This window comes from Massilia puerhi, from assembly GCF_009861485.1.
This window is the reverse complement of sequence record NZ_WOFW01000001.1, coordinates 416,609-434,845: the sequence shown is the minus strand read 5'-3', so window position 1 is coordinate 434,845 and position 18,237 is coordinate 416,609. Positions and strand designations below refer to the sequence as shown.

Sequence of the window (18,237 nt, the reverse complement as noted above, 5' to 3'; positions counted from 1 at the left end):
TTGAACACGCCACCTCGGCGCGCCGAAAGCCACCATGCCCGCACTGATCGACCATATCGACGCCATCGCGCGCCAGAAGGGGCGCCCCGCGCTCTACCTGGAATTCCATCCGCAAGCCGCCGCCGAGCGGCGCAGCTACGACTACCAGCAAGACCCGATGCGCGAGCAGGTGCTGGCCTGGCTGGACGCCAACGGCGTGCCGTGGCGGCCGTGCGGCCCGCTGGCCAATCCGTCGGTGATGGCATCCTGGCTGGGCCAGGTCTACCTGGACCTGCCGTGGGACGAGACGCTGCCGGCCTACCAGGTACTGCGCGACTATCTCGAGCTGCCCGACGGCAGCATGCGCCATGCCGGCGTGCGCTTCTACGCCATGCCGCTCGCGCTGGCGATGGAGAACGCCGAGCACGACGAGCCGGGCTACTGGCAGCGCTGGGCAGAGGCGTTCTGATGGCGAGCAACCAGCAAGCCCTCCTGCGCCAGTGGCATATGCTGCAGGAAGTACCGCGCGAGCCGCTCGCGATCGAGGCCGGCGAATTGCGCGAACGCCTCGTCAAGCTCGAGTTCCCGGTCACCAAGCGCACCGTCGAGCGCGACCTGGCGGCCCTGGCCGGCGTGTTCCCGCTGGTGTGCGACGACAGCGAGAAGCCGTTCAAGTGGAGCTGGATGCGCGGCGCCCAGCGTTTCGACCTGCCTTGCCTGACCGTGCCCGAGGCGCTCACCATGACCCTGGTCGAGCAGCACCTGCGCCACCACCTGCCGCCCAGCACCACCGAGGCGCTGCAGCCGTACTTCGCATCGGCGTCGCGCACCCTGTCGCCCGACGACGATCCGGTGCCCTCGAAGGCCTGGTTGCGCAAGGTGCGCAGCATGCCGCCGCACCAGCCCCTGATCCCGCCGCGCCTGGACCACGACTGCCAGCGCACCGTCTACCTGGCCCTGATGGAAGACCGCCAGCTCACGCTGCACTACCGCAAGCGCGACGCCCAGGAGCCGACGCTGTACGAGGCGGTGCATCCGCAGGCGATCGTCCAGCGCGGCGGCATCATCTACCTGGTCTGCATGTTCGGCGATTACGAGGATGTGCGCACCATTGCGCTGCACCGCATCGTGGCGGCCGAGGCGCGCTACGAGGACGCGCGCAAGAAGGAAGGTTTCGACCTGGACGCGTATATCGCCTCGGGCCAGTTCGGCGTGATCGCCGGGGAGCCGCTGCGCCTGTGCGCCGTGTTCACCCGCACCGCCGGCGAGCACCTGTACGAAACGCCGCTCAGCCAGGACCAGGAACTCACGCTGCAAGACGACCAGCGCCTGCGCCTGGTGGCCACCGTCCCCAACACGCGCGCGCTGGTGTGGTGGTTGCTGGGCTTCGGCGACGGCGTGGTGGTCGATGAGCCGGCCAGCCTGCGCCAGGAGATGGCGCAGACCGTAGCGAAAATGGCGCAGGCCTACGCCTAGCCGGCGGCGTCCTGCAGCGCCGCGTGCAGGCACTGCTCGGCCTCGGGCGACAACACCAGCTCGACCGCCATCTGCGCCCGCGTGAGGGCGACGAACAGCATGCGCCGGGTCTTGTCGTCGAGGGTGTCGAAATCGAATTCGGTCACCACCACCGCGGGCGCGCTCTGGCCCTTGTAGCGGTACACCGATTCGATCAGCAGCTCGCCGTCGCTCCACAGGTGTTCGCCGTCGCGGTCGTATTCGCCGGTGAAGCGGCGCGTGCGGTGGCCGCCGATGGTGGCCCGGTTCAGCAGCTGCGAGCTACCGCGCCCGCGGCCGCAGACGATCGCGATGTCGCCCGGCGCGAAACCGCGCGCCAGCAGCGCTTGCACCGCCGCCTCGGTCGCCGCCAGCAACTGCGCGCCCGAGGCATAGGTGCGGATGCCCGGTACCTCGCCGTCGTAGGGATTCATGCTGCGCACTGGCGGACGCACCAGGTCCAGCGCATTGATCAATTTGCACAGGATGCGCGGGGTGCGGAAATTGTCGCTGCAGCGGATCAGCACCGCCTCGCCCAGCTCGAAGCCGTCCTTCTGGTACAGCCGCTGGGCCTCGTCCTCCAGCACGTACAGGCGCCCGCCGTCGCGCAGCAGCCGGCACAGGCTGTCCACCCATTCGGCGCTGAAGTCCTGGCCTTCGTCGATGATCAACAGGTCCAGGCGCGCCTCGAAGCCGTCGCAATCGTCGAGGTAGGCCTGGGTCATGCGCTCGAAGCCGTCCGGCGAGAATTCGGGTTCGCCGTGCCGGCGGCGGTAGTGCTCGACGCACAGCTCGTGGTAATTGACCACCTCGCAGGACGGTGGCGCCAGGCGCCGCACGTGGTCGGCCAGCGAGCGGTTGTAGCAGACATAGCCCGCATCCAGGCGCGGCGCGCGCATCCTCGAGCAGCTGCAGGGCCAGCTGGGTCTTGCCCGAGCCGGCCGTGGCCTGCACCCGCACGATGCCAGATGAGATCTCGACCCGCGGCACCCAGGTCGCCAGGCCATCGGACAACTGGCGCACGGTGCCTTGCAGCTGGTCGCGCAGCACGTCGAGCGCCGGCATCACCCGGAACTGGTTGAGCAGCAGGCGGCGCAGCGCCTCGCGCTCGACCGGGCGCTGGGTCGGCGCCAGCCAGTCGCGCACCGTGCTCACCATGCGCTCGTAGCCGACCGCGTCGATGATGCGCTCGCGCGGGATCGCCGTCACCTGGCCGTCGCCCAGCGTATAGTCGGGCAGGACCAGGCAGCTGACCAGTTCCGGATGGATGCCGGCCTGCTGCAGGCGGTTCTGCATCGCGGCGCGCTGCACCAGCGCCTGGCGCGCGACGTCGCGTTCGCCGCTGCCATAGAGCTTGTAGATGCCGCCTTCGCGCAGCACGACGGCGCCGGCCTTCACTTCCATCAGCAGCAGGTTGCCGTTCGGGGCCAGCACCACGATGTCGATCTCGCCGTAGCGATCGTGCCCGTTGTGGATGGTGTGCAGCGCGATGCTGTGGAACACCTCGAAGCCTTCCGGCAGGTGGTCGCGCAGCCGCTCGAGGACATCGAGTTCGCGATAGCGACCGGCGTCGGTGCGCAGGGGCGGCAGCAGGTGGGGAGACAGGGTGGCCATGGCGGGAGCGATCTTCAGGAGTTGCTCATTATCAAGCAACAGCCCGGATGACACCATGCCCTGTCGTTTTTCCGCACGTCGTTGCCGCGCGCTCCCTTGCTCAGTACCTGGTATGGGTATAGGGGCGGGCGCTGTGCTCCTTGCCCCAGTCCTTGTTCGGCGTGGCCTGCATGGTAAACACCAGTTCGCCGCCGGCCATGATGTCCTCGTGGCGGATGAAGGTGCGGTTCAGCGGCTTGCCGTTGAGGGTCACCCGGCCGACGTAGCCGTTGGCGCCCGAGAGGCCGTCGGCGCGCACGGTGAAGCGCTTCCCGTTCGGCAGGTTCAGGGTCGCCTTGTCCAGGAAGGGGCGGCCGATCACATACTCGTTGCTGCCCGGCGCCACCGGGTAGAAGCCGAGCGCGGTGAAGGCGAACCAGGCCGACATCTGGCCCAGGTCGTCGTTGCCCGACAGGCCGTCCGGCTTATCGCTGTACTGGGTCGCCATGATGTGGGCCAGGCGCTCCTGGGTGCGCCACGGCGCACCGGCATAGTTGTACAGGTAGGCCACGTGGTGCGAAGGCTCGTTGCCGTGGGCGTAGTGCCCGATCAGGCCCGAGATGTCTTCCATGTGGGCGTACACGGTCTCGTCGACCTTGGCGTCGAACACCTGGTCGATCTTGCTCACCAGGCCCGCATCGCCGCCCAGGAAGGAGATCAGGCCGGCGTTATCGTGCGGCATATACCAGGAATACTGCCAGGCGCTGCCCTCGGTGTAGTCGCTGCCGAAGTTCGACAGTTCGGGGTTGAACGGGGTGCGGAATTCGCCGGTGGATTTGCGGGCGCGGATGAAACCGGTCTGTTTGTCGAACACATTGCGGTAGTTCTGGGCCCGTTTGTAGTAGCGTGCGGCGATGTCCTTCTTGCCCATCTTCTCGGCCATGCGGGCGATGGTCCAGTCGTCGAATGCGTATTCGACGGTCTTGGACGCGGCCTCTTTCTCGAGGTCGATCGGCACGTAGCCCAGCTTCATATAGTGTTCCAGGCCGCCATACGGGCCGTATTCGGCGCTGGCGGTCATCGCGGCCAGGGCCTTGTCGGCGTCGAAGCCGCGGATGCCCTTCATGTAGGCGTCGGCGATCACCGGCACCGCGTGGTAGCCGATCATGGTCCAGGTTTCCAGGCCATGGAACTGCCACACCGGCAGGATGCCGTAGGGGCTGTGCTGCTGCGAAGCGATCAGCGAGTTCACGAAGTCGGCGTTGCGCTGCTCGGGCGCGACGATGGTGAGCAGCGGGTGCAGGGCGCGGTAGGTGTCCCACAGCGAGAAGGTCGAATGGAAGCGGAAGTTCTTCGCCTTGTGCACCTGGTTGTCCGGGCCGCGGTAGCTGCCGTCGAGGTCCATGAACAGCGATGGCGCCAGCATGCTGTGGTACAGGGCGGTGTAGAACTTGGTGCGCATCGGGCCCTCGGCCTCGACCTTCACCGCGCCCAGCGCATCGTTCCAGGCCTTGCCGGCGCGCTCGCGCTCCTGGTCGAAATCCCAGCCCGGCATCTCGGCCAGGTTGGCGATCGCATTGTCTTCGCTCACCGCCGACAGCGCGACCTTGACCAGCAGGGTGCCGTCGCTCGGGACGCCGAAGTTGAAGTCGGCCATCAGCTGCTTGCCCTCGACCATGGCCCGGTCGCCCGCCGTCTTGCCGGGCTGGGTGAAACCGCGGTAGGGGATCGCTTCTTCGCGGTTCAAGAGCTGGCGGGTATCGATCGGGCGCGAGAACTGGATCGCGAAGTGCAGCTGGCGTCCCGGCGCCCAGCCGCGCGTCTCGCGCATGCCGGTGATGGTGGTGCTGTTGCGCACCCGCAGGCGCGCCCACAGGTTCTTGTCGTCGTAGTTGTAGATGCTGGTGCGCAGGTCGAGCAGCACCTTGGCCGCCTCGCCGGCCTTGAATTTGTAGCGGTGCAAGCCCACGCGCTCGCTGGCGGTCAGTTCGACGTCGACGTCGTGGTCCTTCAGGCGCACCGCGTAATAGCCCGGTTCGGCTTTTTCCTGGTCGTGCGAGAAGCGCGAACGGTAGCCCGAGAACGGGCGTTCCGGATAGCCCGGTTCGAGCTTGGTTTCGCCGCCGTAGGGCATCAAGAGCACATCGCCCAGGTCGGAGTGGCCGCTGCCCGAGAAGTGGGTGTGCGAGAAGCCGAGGATCGAGCCGTCGGCATGGTTGTAGCCGGCGGCCCAGGGATAGCTCTGGCGGAAATGGCGGTGCTGGGTGTCGGGACTGAGCTGCACCATGCCGAACGGGCGGCTGGCGCCGGGGAAGGTGTGGCCGTCGCCGCCGGTGCCGATGAAGACGTTGACCGCCTCCGCCGGGCTGCCGGCAGGAACCGCCTGCGCGGGAACTGCACTAAACAACAGCGCCGCGCTGGCGGCGATCGAGAGGTGTCCGAAATGAAGCCTGGCTGTCATATTGTCTCCACAGGTGGCGGCAGCGAGGCGCGCCGCCCTTGTTGCACGATATCCACGCAACTTTATATGTGGAGTCCGGTTTCCGATCAATGGTTACCGTGTTTCAGCACATCTGTTTAGCCGGTTTACTAAACATTCTTGACTGCCCTAGAGGCGCTGGCCGGCAGCGCAGGCCTCGATCAGGCGCGCCAGGCGCGCGCTGCGGGTCTCCTGCCTCTTCGCACTGGTGATCCAGTGCAGCACGGTCGCGCGGTAGCCGGGAGGGCAGGCGCAAAAATAGGTCCAGGCCGCGGGCTGCGCCTGGAACAACGCCGTGTCTTCGGCGGCCAGTTCGGCCGGCGTCTCGCGCTCGTGCGCATAGATGCGCGAACGTTCTTCCGAGCGGCGCGCGAACGCCGCTTCGCCGGCCGGCAGCAAGCGGCCCTCTGCGCGCAGGACCGCGATCTTGGCGATGTTCACCGCGCTCCAGATCGACCCCGGTTTGCGTGGCGTGAAGCGAATGCTGTAGCTGGCGTCGTCGATGCGTCGGCGCACGCCGTCGATCCAGCCGTGGCACAGGGCCTGGTCGACCGACTCCGACCAGCTCATGCAGGGCCGGCCGCTGCCCACTTTGTGAAAACCCACCAGCAGTTCGGTCGCGCTGCCGGCATGCGCGGCGAGCCAGGCACGGAAGTGCTCTGCGGTCTCGAAGAAGACGGGTGCGGCGGCGTGGTTGGGCATCGCTGGATTTCCCGGTGGTGAAGGCGCCCGCCCACCTTAACCGGCACCCGTGCCCGCCGCAACTTGTCTTTTTTAAAACTCATCAAACCATGTGATCAAAATGACAATCTCGTAGCGAGGTCGCGCAATATGAATGCGGCATGAAGTTGCAAAAATTGCATCATGAAAACCGCATTCCATTCCCTCTTCCTGACCCTGTCCTTGTGCTGCAGCGTGGCGCAAGCCGCCCCTGCGGAACACCAGGAATTCGAAGCCACCCTGCTCGCGCCTTTCCAGTCGGGCGCGGCGCCGGGGCGCACATTTACCCTGGGCTTTGCCTACCCCGGCCTGCCGCACCCGGACACCGTCGACTGGCGGGTGGAGCTGGTCAAGCCCGGCGGGCGTGTCGCCCTGCGCTGGCGCGGCGCGGCGCCGTTCACGGGCGAGGCGATGACGGTCGCCGTGCCCTGGTCAGGCCGCCTGGGACGCGCCGCGGCGCCGGCCGGCATCTACAAGGTCCGGCTGCATGCGGCGGTGCGCGGCAACGATCACGACATGCATGAACAGGAATGGGAGATCGCGGTCGGCGCGCCGCAAGCGCCTGCGATGCCGGCGTTCGCGCCGCTGCCGCGACCCTTCGCGCCGGCCGCCGCCCCGGCGCCGGGCGCGCTGCCCTATACGGTCTATCTCGGCAACCTGCACAGCCAGACCAATCACAGCGACGGCGGCGCCGACGTCACCGAGTGCAAGGGTTCCCAGCCGCCCCTGAAAGCGCCACATGGCCCGGATGCCGCCTTTGCCTATGCCAGGCAGCGCGGCCTGGATATCCTGGTCGCCTCGGAACACAACCATATGTACGACGGCTCGGAAGGCAGCGCACCGGATGCCGACCCGGCCGCGGCCAGGGCCTTGTACCGGTCCGGCCTGGACGCGGCCGCCGCCTTCTCGCGCAAGCACCCCGGTTTCCTCGCGGTGTATGGCCTGGAATGGGGCGTCATCCACAACGGTGGCCATATCAATATTTTCAACAGCGACGAGTTGCTGGGCTGGGAGACCAACGCCAGGGGCGAGCTGATGGCCGACACGCGCACGCCGCGCGGCGACTACGCCGCCCTGTACACGTTGATGCGCGCGCGCGGCTGGGTGGGCCAGTTCAACCATCCGGCGCACTCGGGCCAGTTCCAGGTCGATGGCGTGCCGCTGGCCTGGACCGAGGATGGCGGCGAGGCGATGGCGCTGTGCGAGGTCATGAACAGCACCGCGTTCTCGACCAACGTCAGCGAAAGCGAGACCCGGCGCAGCAATTTCGAGGGCGCCTGCAACCGCCTGCTCGAGGCGGGTTATCGGCTGGCCTTCAGCACCAACCAGGATAACCACTGCGCCAACTGGGGCGCTTCGTTCACCAACCGCACCGGCGTGCTGCTGCCCAACGGCACGGCCTTGAGTCGCGCCAGCTTCGTCGAGGCGCTCAAGGCGCGCCGCGTGTTCGCGACGATGGACAAGGATTCGCAGCTGGTATTGACCGCCAACGGCCGCCTGATGGGCGAGCGTTTTAGCAATCGCGGGCCGCTGGCGCTGGTGGCCAACTTCGCCAGCGCGAGCGGCAGGAAGGCGGCCGCGGTGGCGATCATGGAGGGCGTCCCGGGCCGCAAGGGCACGGTCACGCAGATGTCGGACCAGGCCGAGACCACCTTCATCCCATCGCCCGGCGCCCACTTCTATTATGCGAAGGTGACCCAGGACGACGGCAATGTGTTGTGGTCGGCGCCGGTGTGGGTGATGCAGGAGGCGGATTAGAAGCCGAGGCCTTCGCCCATGCCGAGCAGGGTGGCGATGCCGAGCACCGCGAAAATCAGCGCCGCGATGCCATGCACCAGCTTCAAGGGCACGCGGTTGGCGATGCGTTCGCCGAAGTACACGGCCGGCACGTTGGCCAGCATCATGCCGAAGGTGGTGCCGGCGACGATCGCCGCCATCGATTCGTAGCGCGCGGCCAGCGCCACGGTGGCCACCTGCGTCTTGTCGCCCATCTCGGCGACAAAGAAGGCGATCAGGGTGGTCAGGAACACGCCGGACTTGGCCAGTTGCGCTTCCTCGGCGTCGATCTCGTCGGGGATCATGATCCAGGCGGCCATCGCCAGGAAGGACAGGCCCAGCACCCAGCGCATCACGCCCGCGCCCAGCAGTTCGCTGACCAGCGCGCCGACGGCGGCGGCGAAGGCGTGGTTGGCCACTGTTGCGACCAGGATGCCGAGCACGATCGGCAGCGGACGGCGAAAGCGGGCGGCGAGCAGGAAGGCCAGCAACTGGGTCTTGTCGCCGATCTCGGCGAGGCCCACGATGCCGGTCGAGACGAGGAAGGCATCCATAGGGGAGGCGAAAGCGACTGAGGCGGGAAGGGCGCGATCATAGCAGAGACGGCCCTGTTTTCGGCCGGGCGCGCGTGGTTTCATCGCGTATGGACGTGGCGCCGGCGCGCTTTCGCTGGCCGGGCGTGCATGCTATTCTGCTTGCGCCCCCGGCCTGCCGGGCACACCTTCCCCTGCGAGAGACCATGAACCAAAGCACCCTGCTGCGCGCGAGTACCGCAGCTTTCCTGAGCGCCTGGAGCGCCTACGCCTTCGCCCTCGATCCCCTCAGCTACGCCAAGTATGACCAGGTCAAGACCACCGCCCTGCACCTGGACCTGAAGGCCGACTTCAACAAGAAAAGCCTGGATGGCTACGCCGAGCTGACCCTCGACTGGCTGGACCAGAAGGCGACCACGCTCGACCTGGACACGCGCGAGCTGACGATCTCGAAGATCGAAGCCCAGGACGCGAAGGGCGCCTGGCGCAAGGCCGACTACTCGCTCGGCAAGTTCGATGAAGAGAAGGGCCAGCCGCTGCACGTCAAGCTGCCCGGCCAGCAGAAGAAGGTGCGCATCCACTACCGCACCGCGCCGACCGCCACCGCGCTGCAATGGCTGCAGCCGGTGCAGACCATGTCGGGCAAGTACCCGTTCATGTTCAGCCAGTCGCAGGCGATCAATGCCCGCTCGTGGGTGCCGATCCAGGACACGCCGGCGGTGCGCTTCACCTACAGCGCGCGCATCGAGGCGCCGCAAGGCCTGCGCGTGGTGATGAGCGCCGATAACGACATGAAGGCCACCGGTGAGAAAGGCTGGAAGTTCACGATGCCGCAGCCGATTCCATCCTACCTGCTGGCGATCGGCATCGGCGAGCTCGAAGCGGCCACGCTCGGCGGGCGCACCGGCGTCTACGCCGAGCCGCAGCGGATCAAGGCCGCCGAATACGAGCTGGCCGACACCGAGAAGATGGTCGAGGCGGCCGAGAAGCTGTACGGCCCGTATCGCTGGGGGCGTTACGACATGCTGATCCTGCCGCCGTCGTTCCCGATCGGCGGCATGGAAAACCCGCGCCTGACCTTCCTGACCCCGACCATGATCGCGGGCGACCGCAGCCTGGTCGACCTGATCGCCCACGAGCTGGCGCACAGCTGGTCGGGCAACCTGGTGACCAATTCGTCGTGGAAGCACTGGTGGCTCAACGAAGGTTTCACCACCTACGTCACGACCCGCATCCTGGAAGAGATCTACGGCAAGGAAACCGCCCTCATGAACCTGCAGCTGGAGCAGGAAGAGGCGCTGGAAATGCTCAAGGACCTGCCGCCGGCCAAGCAGGCGCTGGTCTCGCGCCAGCCCGACACCTCGGCCGAGTATTACCCTGACACCTCGCTGGCCTATCCGAAGGGCGCCTGGTTCCTGCACACGCTCGAACAGCGCGCCGGCCGCGCCGCTTTCGACACCTTCCTGCGCGGCTGGTTCGACGGTCACGCCTTCCAGAGCGTGACCAACGACCAGTTCCTGGACTACCTGCGCAACAACCTGCTGGCCAAGAATCCAAAGATCATGAGCGACGCCGAGCTCGATGAATGGATCTACGGTCCGGGCATCCCGGCCAGTGGCCAGCGCGCCGTGTCGCAGCGCCTGGCGCAGCTGAACGCGTCGATCGACGGCTGGATCAAGGGCAGCGTCTCGACCGAGCAGTTGAAGGCCAAGCAGTGGAATGCGGCCGAGTGGATGAAGTTCCTGAACGATATCGACAACAAGGCCGATGCGAACAAGCTGGCCGAACTCGACCGCGTCTATGACCTCGCCAACACGAAGAACAACGAGGTGGCGTTCCGCTTCTACCGCGCCTCGGTGCATGCCGGCTACCGCGCCGTGCGTCCGCAGCTCGAAGCCTTCCTGATGAGCGTGGGGCGCCAGAAGTTCGTGGTGCCCCTGTATGCCGCGCTGCGCGAGAAGCCGGACGACCGCGCCTGGGCCGAAGGCATCTACAAAAAGGCGCGCGAGCGTTACCACCCCGAGACGCAGTCGAGCGTCGATAAAGCGATGGGCAAGCAATGATGATCCGGGACTTGACAATGCGTCGTATCGCCGGCGCCCTGCTGCTGGCGTTTTGCGCGGCCGGTGCAGCGCTCGCGCAAACCGCCGCCGCGCCAGCGCCGGCGGCAGCGGCGCCAGCCTACAACCTGGAAGCCGACGTCGATCGCGTGCTGAAAACCTTCGACGTCCCCGGCATCGCGATCGCCGTGGTCAAGGACGGCAAGGTCGTCGTCACCCAGGGCTTTGGCGTACGCAAGCTGGGCGACGCGACCCCGGTCGACGGCAAGACCATCTTCGAGATCGCGTCCAACTCGAAAGCCTTCACGGCGGCCGGCCTGGCGATGCTGGTCGACCAGGGCAAGCTGGCGTGGGACGACCCGGTCATCAAGCACCTGCCGGATTTCCGCATGTACGACGCGTACGTGACGGCCGAGATGACGGTGCGCGACCTGCTGACCCACCGCAGCGGCCTGGGGCTGGGCGCCGGTGACCTGATGTGGTGGCCGACCACCACCTTCAGCACCGACGAGATCATCCACAACCTACGCTACATCAAGCCGGCGACGAGCTTTCGTAACAGCTACGCCTACGACAACCTGCTGTACATCGTGGCCGGCAAGATCATCGCCCAGAAGTCGGGCAAGGATTGGGGCGCGACGATGCGCGAGTGGATCCTCGATCCGGTCGGCATGCGCGCCACCACCACCAGCCTGGACCAGCACAAGCCGGGCATGAACGTGTCGGCGCCGCACAGCAAGATCGATGGCAAGGCCGCGGTGGTCAAGCCGATGCCGGTGGCCAATGCGATCGGCGCGGTGGGCATCAACACCAATGCCGAGGACATCGCGCGCTGGATGAATGTGTTGCTCGATAACGGCCGCGTGGGAACGGATGCCGGCGGCAAGGAAGTGCGCCTGTGGTCCGAGAAACAGGCGCGCGAGATGTGGACCGCGCAGACGCCGATGAAGATCAACGAGCCGCGTCCGCCGCTGGCGGCGACGAAACCGAACTTCTTCGCCTATGGCCTGGGCTTCCAGCTGCGCGACTACCAGGGCAAGCTGGTGGCGATGCACGGTGGCGCGCTGCAGGGCTTCTATTCGCGCGTGCTGCTGGTGCCGGAAGCGAAGCTGGGCATCGCGATCTTCACCAACGCCGAGAGCGGCCCGTCGCTCAATGCGCTGCAATACCGCCTGCTGGACCAGTACCTGGGCGTGGCGCCAACCGACTGGATCGGCCGCATCGCCGCCGTCGCCCAGGAGGCCCAGGACAAGGAAGCGGCGCGCCTGAAGACTGAAACCACCAGCCGCGCCAAGGCTTCCAAGCCATCGCTGGCGCTGCGCGACTACGAGGGCGAGTACGAGGACGCCTGGTATGGCAAGGCGATCATCAAGCGCCAGGGCAGCAAGCTGGTGATGTCGTTCTCGCGCACGCCCGACCTGACGGGGGAGATGGAGCACTTCCAGCACGATACCTTCGTCGTGCGCTGGAAGGAGCGCAACTTCAACGCCGACGCCTATGCGACGTTCTCGCTGGACCACGACAGCTCGATCGAGCGGCTGCGCATGAAGCCGGTTTCGACGGAGACGGACTTCAGCTACGACTTCCAGGATCTGTTGTTCACGCCGGTGAAAAAGGCGAAATAAGAAAACGCCCGCGATGTCCGCGGGCGTTTTTCATTGGGGACAATGGGATTATTTGCGCTCCCACACCTTCATCATGTCTTCCGATCCCTGCATCCTGACGCCGTTATCCGACAGGATCGACTCGGTCGCATCCAGCATCGCCTTGCGCGGCAAAATCATGGTTTCGCCATAGCGCTGGTCGAAGCGCAGCACCAGTTGGTCGTCCTTCAGGTCGCGCAGCAGTTCGACCATGTGGCGCAGGCTGCGCACGTGCTGGCCGTTGACCGACTCGATCACCGAACCGAAGCGGTTGCTATAGCCGCTCACCAGCTTGTGCGGGAAGAACGGCGCGCTGATCACCACCAGCTCTTCGCGCTCGGGCGTCGGCGAATCGCCGCGCTGGGTCACCAGCGGGCTGGCGTTGAAGGCGTAGGCATTCATCCCCGGCGCGCTGCCGGCGACAAAACCCATGAATTCGCTGGTGGCGCGCGAAAAGGTCATCGGGCCGTAGATGAAGTAGGACGGGTAGCCGCCATCGAGGTCCGAGATTAACAGCGGGCGCGGACCGGTGGCCGGCACCTCGACTTTCATGGTCTTGCCGGCGCGGACGATCGTCATCGGCACCTTGCCGTTCTTCGCCACCTGCTGGACCCGGTACTGGAAGCGTACGCGCAGGTTCGAGCCCAGCTTGACCATGGCCTGGTTGTCGATCGCGTGTTCGCCGATATGGGTGATCACATCCCATTCCTTGAGCGGCCAGCTGGCGTCGGTTTGATATGGCCGGTGCACCACCGCGCCTTCGACCGAGCGGTCGAGCTTGAGGAACTGGCGCAGCGCCGGATTCTCGAGCGTCTGCACGCTGTCGTGCAGCAGCGGCTTGCCGTCGTAGCGGCCATCGGCCACGTCGCGCAGGAACAGTTCGATCTCTTCGTTCGGGATCACGTAGCCGATGCTCTGCGCATTGAGCGCGCCCGCGAAGGCCAGGCCGACCATGCGGTCGCCCGACACCACCGGTCCGCCGCTGTTGCCGGGATTGATCGCGGCGTCGATCTGGATTCGCAGGCCGGAGCTGAAGGCGCCGTAGTTGACGAATTCCACGCGCGAGACGATGCCGGTGGTGGTCGACAGCGAGTTGCCGCCAACCGGATAGCCATACGCGAACACCTGCTGGCGCACGTCGGGCAGCACGGGCGCACGCGGCACCGGTGGCCGCTTGTCGAAGAAGGACGGGTCTTCCAGCTCGAGCACGGCCAGGTCGATGCCGCGGGCGAGCGCGATCACCTTGGCCGCGACCTTGTCGCCCGACTGGTTGGCCTGCACCTCGACCTGGCTGGCATAGCCGACCACGTGGGCATTGGTCAGGATGCGCTTGCCTTCGATGATGACGCCGGAACCGGTAACCGGGCTGGGAGCCGCCTTGGTCCAGGGTTTGTAGGGTTCGGGACGGCGGACGGTGGCGAAGATCTTGACCACCGAGTTCTCGACCGCGGGCAGCACCGGGGCCGGCACGGCGCTCTTGGCCGCGGCGACGACCACGGGTGGCGGCGCGGGTGTGGGCGTGGGGACGGTCGCCGGCACTGCCTGGACCTCGGGCGGCACGGCGTCCTGGGCGTGGACGGGTCCCGAGAGGGCGAATGCAAGTGCGGCCAGGCGCAATAGCGGCAGATTGTTCATGGTTTCCTTCGGCGGCATGGTTCGGAGTTTGACCGAGAGAATATACACGCCCGCCGCAAAAGGAAATACGTGGATCGTCACGCAGGCTGGCATTGCCTTCCTGCGTGACCAGGAGCGATGCTTACTGCTTGACGAACTTCAGGGTCATGCGGTCGCTCTCGCCGATCGCCAGGTACTTTTCGCGGTCCTTGTCCTTGTTGGCCAGCACCGGCGGCAACGTCCACACGCCTTTTTCATGATCGGCGGTGTCCTTCGGATTGGCGTTGATTTCCGACTTGGCGGCCAGCTTGAAGCCGGCGCGTTCGGCCATGCGGATCACGTATGCCTCATGCATGTAGCCGCTCGAGGCCTTGGCGTCCTGCTGCATTTTGGCCGGCAGGCGGTGCTCGACCACGCCCAGCACGCCGCCCGGCTTCAAGACCTTGTGCGCTTCCTTGAGCACGGCCAGCACGGCGTCGTCGCCGTTGCCGAGCCAGTTGTGCAGGTTGCGGAAAGTGACCACCATGTCGACGCTGTTCGGGGCGCCCAGCTCGAAGCTGGTCGGCGGCGCGAACAGGACCGGGGTCACCTTGTCGTACACGGCGCCGTTGGCCGCCAGGCGCTCGCGGAAGGCCTTGCCGCCGCGGCTCTCGGCGTCGGGCACGGCGCCATACAGCTTGCCCTGCTCGCGCAGGTAGGGCGCCAGGATCTCGGTGTACCAGCCGCCGCCCGGCGACAGCTCGATCACCTTCATGCCCGGCTTGATGCCGAAGAAGGTCAGGGTTTCGTAAGGGTGGCGGTAGGTGTCGCGCGCCTTGTTGGCGGCGGCGCGGTGTTCGCCGGCGATGGCCGATTTGAGGGCGTCGTCGGCGTGGGCGGCGCCGGCGATGCCGGTGGCCAGCATCGCGGCCAGGATCAGTCGTTTCATCGTGCTCAGTCTCCAGGGTAGGTGGGACGGCAGGCCAGGGCGCCGCCGCCATCGCGCAGATGATCGAACAGGCAAGGCGGACAGTCAAGCGTTCCTCGCATATGCATATGCGCGCCGCGTTTCTCCTGTATTGACTGTCCGCCGGGCGTCCGCGGCGGACACCCGGACATCTTGCGGACACCCGTCGGACAGTGCCAAACACAGGCACCGATTAGTGCATTGAGGTGGCACAAAGATTGCCTATTCAAAACGTTCTGTTACTGCTATGGTTGAGAGGTTTGCCGCGTGTCACACAGGCGAAATCACAACAAAAGCGATGTACATACAAGAGCGGCGCCGAGCTGTTTGCGGAACCGCTGCCCGGAGTAGGTCCTTCAGGAGAACACATGGAACGCCGTACCTTTCTCAATCTCAGCAGCCTGGCCGCCGCATCGATGCTGCTGCCTTTCGGACGCGCGATCGCTGCCGAGGAACTGGCCAGCACGATGCCCGTCGCCGCCAAGAAGGCCCTGGCCGACGTCGCGCTCAACGCCGCCACCAAGGCCGGCGCCAGCTACGCCGACGTGCGCCTCGGTCGCTACCTCAACCAGTTCATCACCACGCGCGACCTGAACGTCGAGAACGTGGCCAATACCGAGTCGGCCGGCGTCGGCGTGCGCGTGATCGTGAACGGCGCCTACGGCTTTGCCGCCACCTCGGACATGTCGAACGACGGCATCGCCAACGCGGCGCGCCAGGCGGTGGCGATCGCGAAAGCCAACGCCAAGCTGCAGACCGAACCGGTGCAGCTCGCACCAGTCAAGGGCGTCGGTGACGTATCGTGGAGCACGCCGTACACCAAGGACTGGCGCACGGTGCCGATCGCCGAGAAGACCGACATGCTGATCGCCGCCAACAAGGCCGGCATGGAAGGCGGCGCCAACTTCATGCGCTCGATGCTGTTCCAGGTGAACCAGCAAAAATACTTCGCCTCGACCGATGGCTCGTACATCGACCAGGACGTGCATCGCCTGTGGGCGCCGCTGTCGGCCACCGCGGTCGACAAGGCCACCGGCAAGTTCCGCTCGCGCGACGGCTTGAGTTCCCCGGTCGGCAAGGGTTATGAATACTTCGACGCCCGCCCCGAGCACAAGATCAAGGCCGCCGGCGGCGTCGCCACCCTGTACACCGACAGCTACGACATCGTGGAAGACGCGCGCGCCGCAGGCCGCGACGCCAAGCGCAAGCTGACCGCCAAGTCGGTCCAGCCGGGCAAGTACGACCTGATGCTCTCGCCCGAACACCTGTGGCTGACCATCCACGAGAACGTCGGCCACCCGACCGAACTGGATCGCGTGCTGGGCTACGAGGCCAACTACGCCGGCACCAGCTTCGCCACGCTCGACAAGCTGCAATCGAAGACGTTCAAGTACGGCGCCCCGATCGTCAACATCTACGCCGACAAGACCACCCCGGGTTCGCTCGGCGCGATCGGCTACGACGACGAAGGCGTCAAGTCCAAGCGCTGGGACATCATCAAGGACGGCATCCTGGTCAACTTCCAGGCCACGCGCGACCAGGCCCACATCATCGGCGAGAAAGAGTCGCACGGCTGCTCGTACGCCGACGGCTGGAACACCGTGCAATTCCAGCGCATGCCGAACGTGTCGCTCGCGCCGGGCAAGGCGCGCCTGACGCCGGACGAGATGGTCAAGGGCATCAAGAAGGGCATCTATATCGTCGGCGACGGTTCGTTTTCGATCGACCAGCAGCGCTACAACTCGCAGTTCGGCGGCCAGCTGTTCTTCGAGATCAAGGACGGCAAGATCGGCCAGATGCTCGAAGACGTGGCCTACCAGTCGAACACCCAGGAATTCTGGGGCGGCTGCAGCGCCATATGCGACGAGCGCGACTGGCGCATGGGCGGCTCCTTCTTCGACGGCAAGGGACAGCCGCCGCAGATCAGCATCGTCTCGCACGGCTCGTCGACCGCGCGCTTCAACGGCATCAACGTGATCAACACCGCCCGCAAGATCGGCTAAGGGACGACCATGAGCATCCTGACCCAGGACCAAACCAAGAAGATCAGCGACCGCGTGATGTCGCTGACCAAGGCCGACGAGTGCGTCGTCAATATCGAAGGCAGCACCATCGGCAATATCCGTTTCGCGCGCAACGCCGTCTCGACCGCCGGCCTGGCCGACGACACCCGCGTGCAGGTGCAGGTCGCCTTCGGCAAGAAGCAGGGCACGGCCACCATCAACGAGTTCGACGACAAGTCGATCGAGCGCGCCGTGCGCCGCGCCGAAGACCTGGCCAAGCTGGCGCCGGACAATCCGGAATTCATCCCGGCGATCGCCAAGACCGCGTACAAGGCGTCCGACACCTTCGTGCAAAAGACCGCCGACATCGATCCGGAATACCGCGCCCAGGCCGCGGCCTACGCGATCGAAGGCTGCCGCAAGCGCGGCCTGGTCTCGGCCGGCTTCTTCACCGACCGCACCAGCTTCGAGACCGTCGCCAACTCGAATGGCCTGTTCGGCCACCAGGCATCGACCTCGCTCGACTTCACCCTGACCGTGCGCACCGAAGACGGCCGCGGTTCGGGCTGGGTCAAGCGTTCGGCGCGCGATGTGTCAAAGTTCGACCCGCGCGAAGCGGCCGAGATCGCGATCGAAAAAGCACTGCGCTCGGTCGACGCCAAGGCCCTCGAGCCGGGCCGCTACACCGTCATCATGGAGCCGGCGGCGACATCGGACCTGCTGTCGTTCATGCTCGGCGGTTTTGACGCGCGCCGCGCCGACGAAGGCCGCAGCTTCCTGTCGAAGGCCGGCGGCAAGAACCGCCTGGGCGACAAGCTGTTCGACAGCCAGGTCAATATCTGGTCCGATCCGTGGGACAAGGATGTCGCCGTGCTGCCGTGGGACGACAATATGCTGCCGCGCGAACGCGTCGAACTGGTCAAGGACGGCAAGATCAATGCCCTGGACTACTCGCGCTTCTGGGCGCAGCAGAAGAACCAGCGCGCGGTGGGCGCGGCCGGCAATATCATCATGGCTGGCACCAACAAGACCACCGAAGAGCTGATCGCCAATACCAAGAAGGGCGTGCTGGTGACCCGCACCTGGTATATCCGCATGGTGGATCCGCAATCGGTGCTGCTGACCGGCCTGACCCGCGACGGCACCTTCTACGTTGAAAACGGCAAGATCAAGCATCCGATCAAGAACTTCCGTTTCAACGAAAGCCCGGTCTCGATGCTGAACAATATCGAGGAAATCGGCAAGCCGGTCGTGATCGGCGCCGACGAAGCGCGCTACTCGATGCTGATCCCGTCGATGAAGATCCGCGATTTCAACTTCACGTCGCTGTCAGACGCGGTCTAAGCCCGCGCCTTCCTGCATCACGCCGTCTCCGATCCACGGGGCGGCGTGCAAAC

13 protein-coding genes and 1 pseudogene are annotated in these 18,237 nt (G+C 66.0%); 7 read left to right on the top strand and 7 right to left on the bottom strand.

Annotated elements, in window-relative coordinates; genetic code table 11:
• Positions 1-34: 34 nt before the first annotated feature.
• Entirely contained in the window at positions 35-448 is a 414-nt protein-coding gene (locus GNT67_RS01920) for a hypothetical protein (protein WP_159628049.1), read from the top strand.
• Complete coding sequence (locus tag GNT67_RS01915; RefSeq protein ID WP_159628047.1) at positions 448-1,455, top strand: helix-turn-helix transcriptional regulator; 1,008 nt, start codon at positions 448-450, stop codon at positions 1,453-1,455. Before GNT67_RS01920 ends, GNT67_RS01915 begins: the two co-directional genes overlap by 1 nt.
• On the opposite strand, the gene GNT67_RS03020 is transcribed toward GNT67_RS01915, so the two are convergent.
• The 4 genes and pseudogenes from GNT67_RS03020 to GNT67_RS01900 all read right to left on the bottom strand — a co-directional run bounded on the left by GNT67_RS03020 (position 1,452) and on the right by GNT67_RS01900 (position 6,247).
• Positions 1,452-2,372, bottom strand: a complete 921-nt coding sequence (locus tag GNT67_RS03020; RefSeq protein WP_229407877.1) for an ATP-binding domain-containing protein — start codon at positions 2,370-2,372, stop codon at positions 1,452-1,454. The two genes, GNT67_RS01915 and GNT67_RS03020, sit on opposite strands and share 4 nt — an antisense overlap.
• Before the next feature lie 397 nt (positions 2,373-2,769).
• Positions 2,770-3,087 (bottom strand): annotated as a pseudogene (locus tag GNT67_RS03015) (nuclease-related domain-containing protein); the annotation flags it as partial.
• 100 nt (positions 3,088-3,187) lie between these two features.
• The gene (locus tag GNT67_RS01905) at positions 3,188-5,527 is read right to left on the bottom strand and encodes a GH92 family glycosyl hydrolase (protein ID WP_159628045.1); all 2,340 of its coding nucleotides are present in this window, start codon (positions 5,525-5,527) and stop codon (positions 3,188-3,190) included.
• Positions 5,528-5,674: 147 nt separating this feature from the next.
• On the bottom strand, positions 5,675-6,247 hold the full coding sequence (locus GNT67_RS01900) for a YdeI/OmpD-associated family protein (RefSeq protein ID WP_159628044.1): 573 nt from the start codon (positions 6,245-6,247) through the stop codon (positions 5,675-5,677).
• A gap of 162 nt (positions 6,248-6,409) precedes the next feature.
• Here GNT67_RS01900 and GNT67_RS01895 point away from each other — a divergent pair, with 162 nt between their 5' ends.
• Positions 6,410-8,023: a CehA/McbA family metallohydrolase gene (locus tag GNT67_RS01895; protein ID WP_201447553.1), complete on the top strand. Its 1,614-nt coding sequence runs from the start codon at positions 6,410-6,412 to the stop codon at positions 8,021-8,023.
• Here GNT67_RS01895 and GNT67_RS01890 read toward each other — a convergent pair.
• The gene (locus GNT67_RS01890; protein WP_159628042.1) at positions 8,020-8,595 is read right to left on the bottom strand and encodes a TMEM165/GDT1 family protein; all 576 of its coding nucleotides are present in this window, start codon (positions 8,593-8,595) and stop codon (positions 8,020-8,022) included. The genes GNT67_RS01895 and GNT67_RS01890 overlap by 4 nt on opposite strands.
• Positions 8,596-8,780: 185 nt before the next feature.
• Here GNT67_RS01890 and GNT67_RS01885 point away from each other — a divergent pair, with 185 nt between their 5' ends.
• On the top strand, positions 8,781-10,637 hold the full coding sequence (locus GNT67_RS01885; protein ID WP_159628040.1) for a M1 family metallopeptidase: 1,857 nt from the start codon (positions 8,781-8,783) through the stop codon (positions 10,635-10,637).
• A gap of 17 nt (positions 10,638-10,654) precedes the next feature.
• A complete protein-coding gene (locus tag GNT67_RS01880; RefSeq protein ID WP_159628038.1) occupies positions 10,655-12,259 on the top strand; it encodes a serine hydrolase in 1,605 nt (534 codons plus the stop codon).
• Positions 12,260-12,307: 48 nt separating this feature from the next.
• Here GNT67_RS01880 and GNT67_RS01875 read toward each other — a convergent pair whose 3' ends face one another.
• A complete protein-coding gene (locus tag GNT67_RS01875; RefSeq protein ID WP_159628036.1) occupies positions 12,308-13,912 on the bottom strand; it encodes a S1C family serine protease in 1,605 nt (534 codons plus the stop codon).
• A 121-nt stretch (positions 13,913-14,033) separates the two neighbouring features.
• Complete coding sequence (locus GNT67_RS01870; protein WP_159628034.1) at positions 14,034-14,819, bottom strand: class I SAM-dependent methyltransferase; 786 nt, start codon at positions 14,817-14,819, stop codon at positions 14,034-14,036.
• Between the two features lie 386 nt (positions 14,820-15,205).
• On the opposite strand from GNT67_RS01870, the gene GNT67_RS01865 reads away from it, so the two are divergent.
• Positions 15,206-16,840, top strand: a complete 1,635-nt coding sequence (locus tag GNT67_RS01865) for a TldD/PmbA family protein (protein WP_159628032.1) — start codon at positions 15,206-15,208, stop codon at positions 16,838-16,840.
• A 9-nt stretch (positions 16,841-16,849) separates the two neighbouring features.
• Positions 16,850-18,184 carry a TldD/PmbA family protein gene (locus GNT67_RS01860; protein ID WP_159628030.1) on the top strand — a complete coding sequence of 445 codons (1,335 nt, stop codon included), beginning with the start codon at positions 16,850-16,852 and terminating at the stop codon, positions 18,182-18,184.
• Positions 18,185-18,237: the final 53 nt, after the last annotated feature.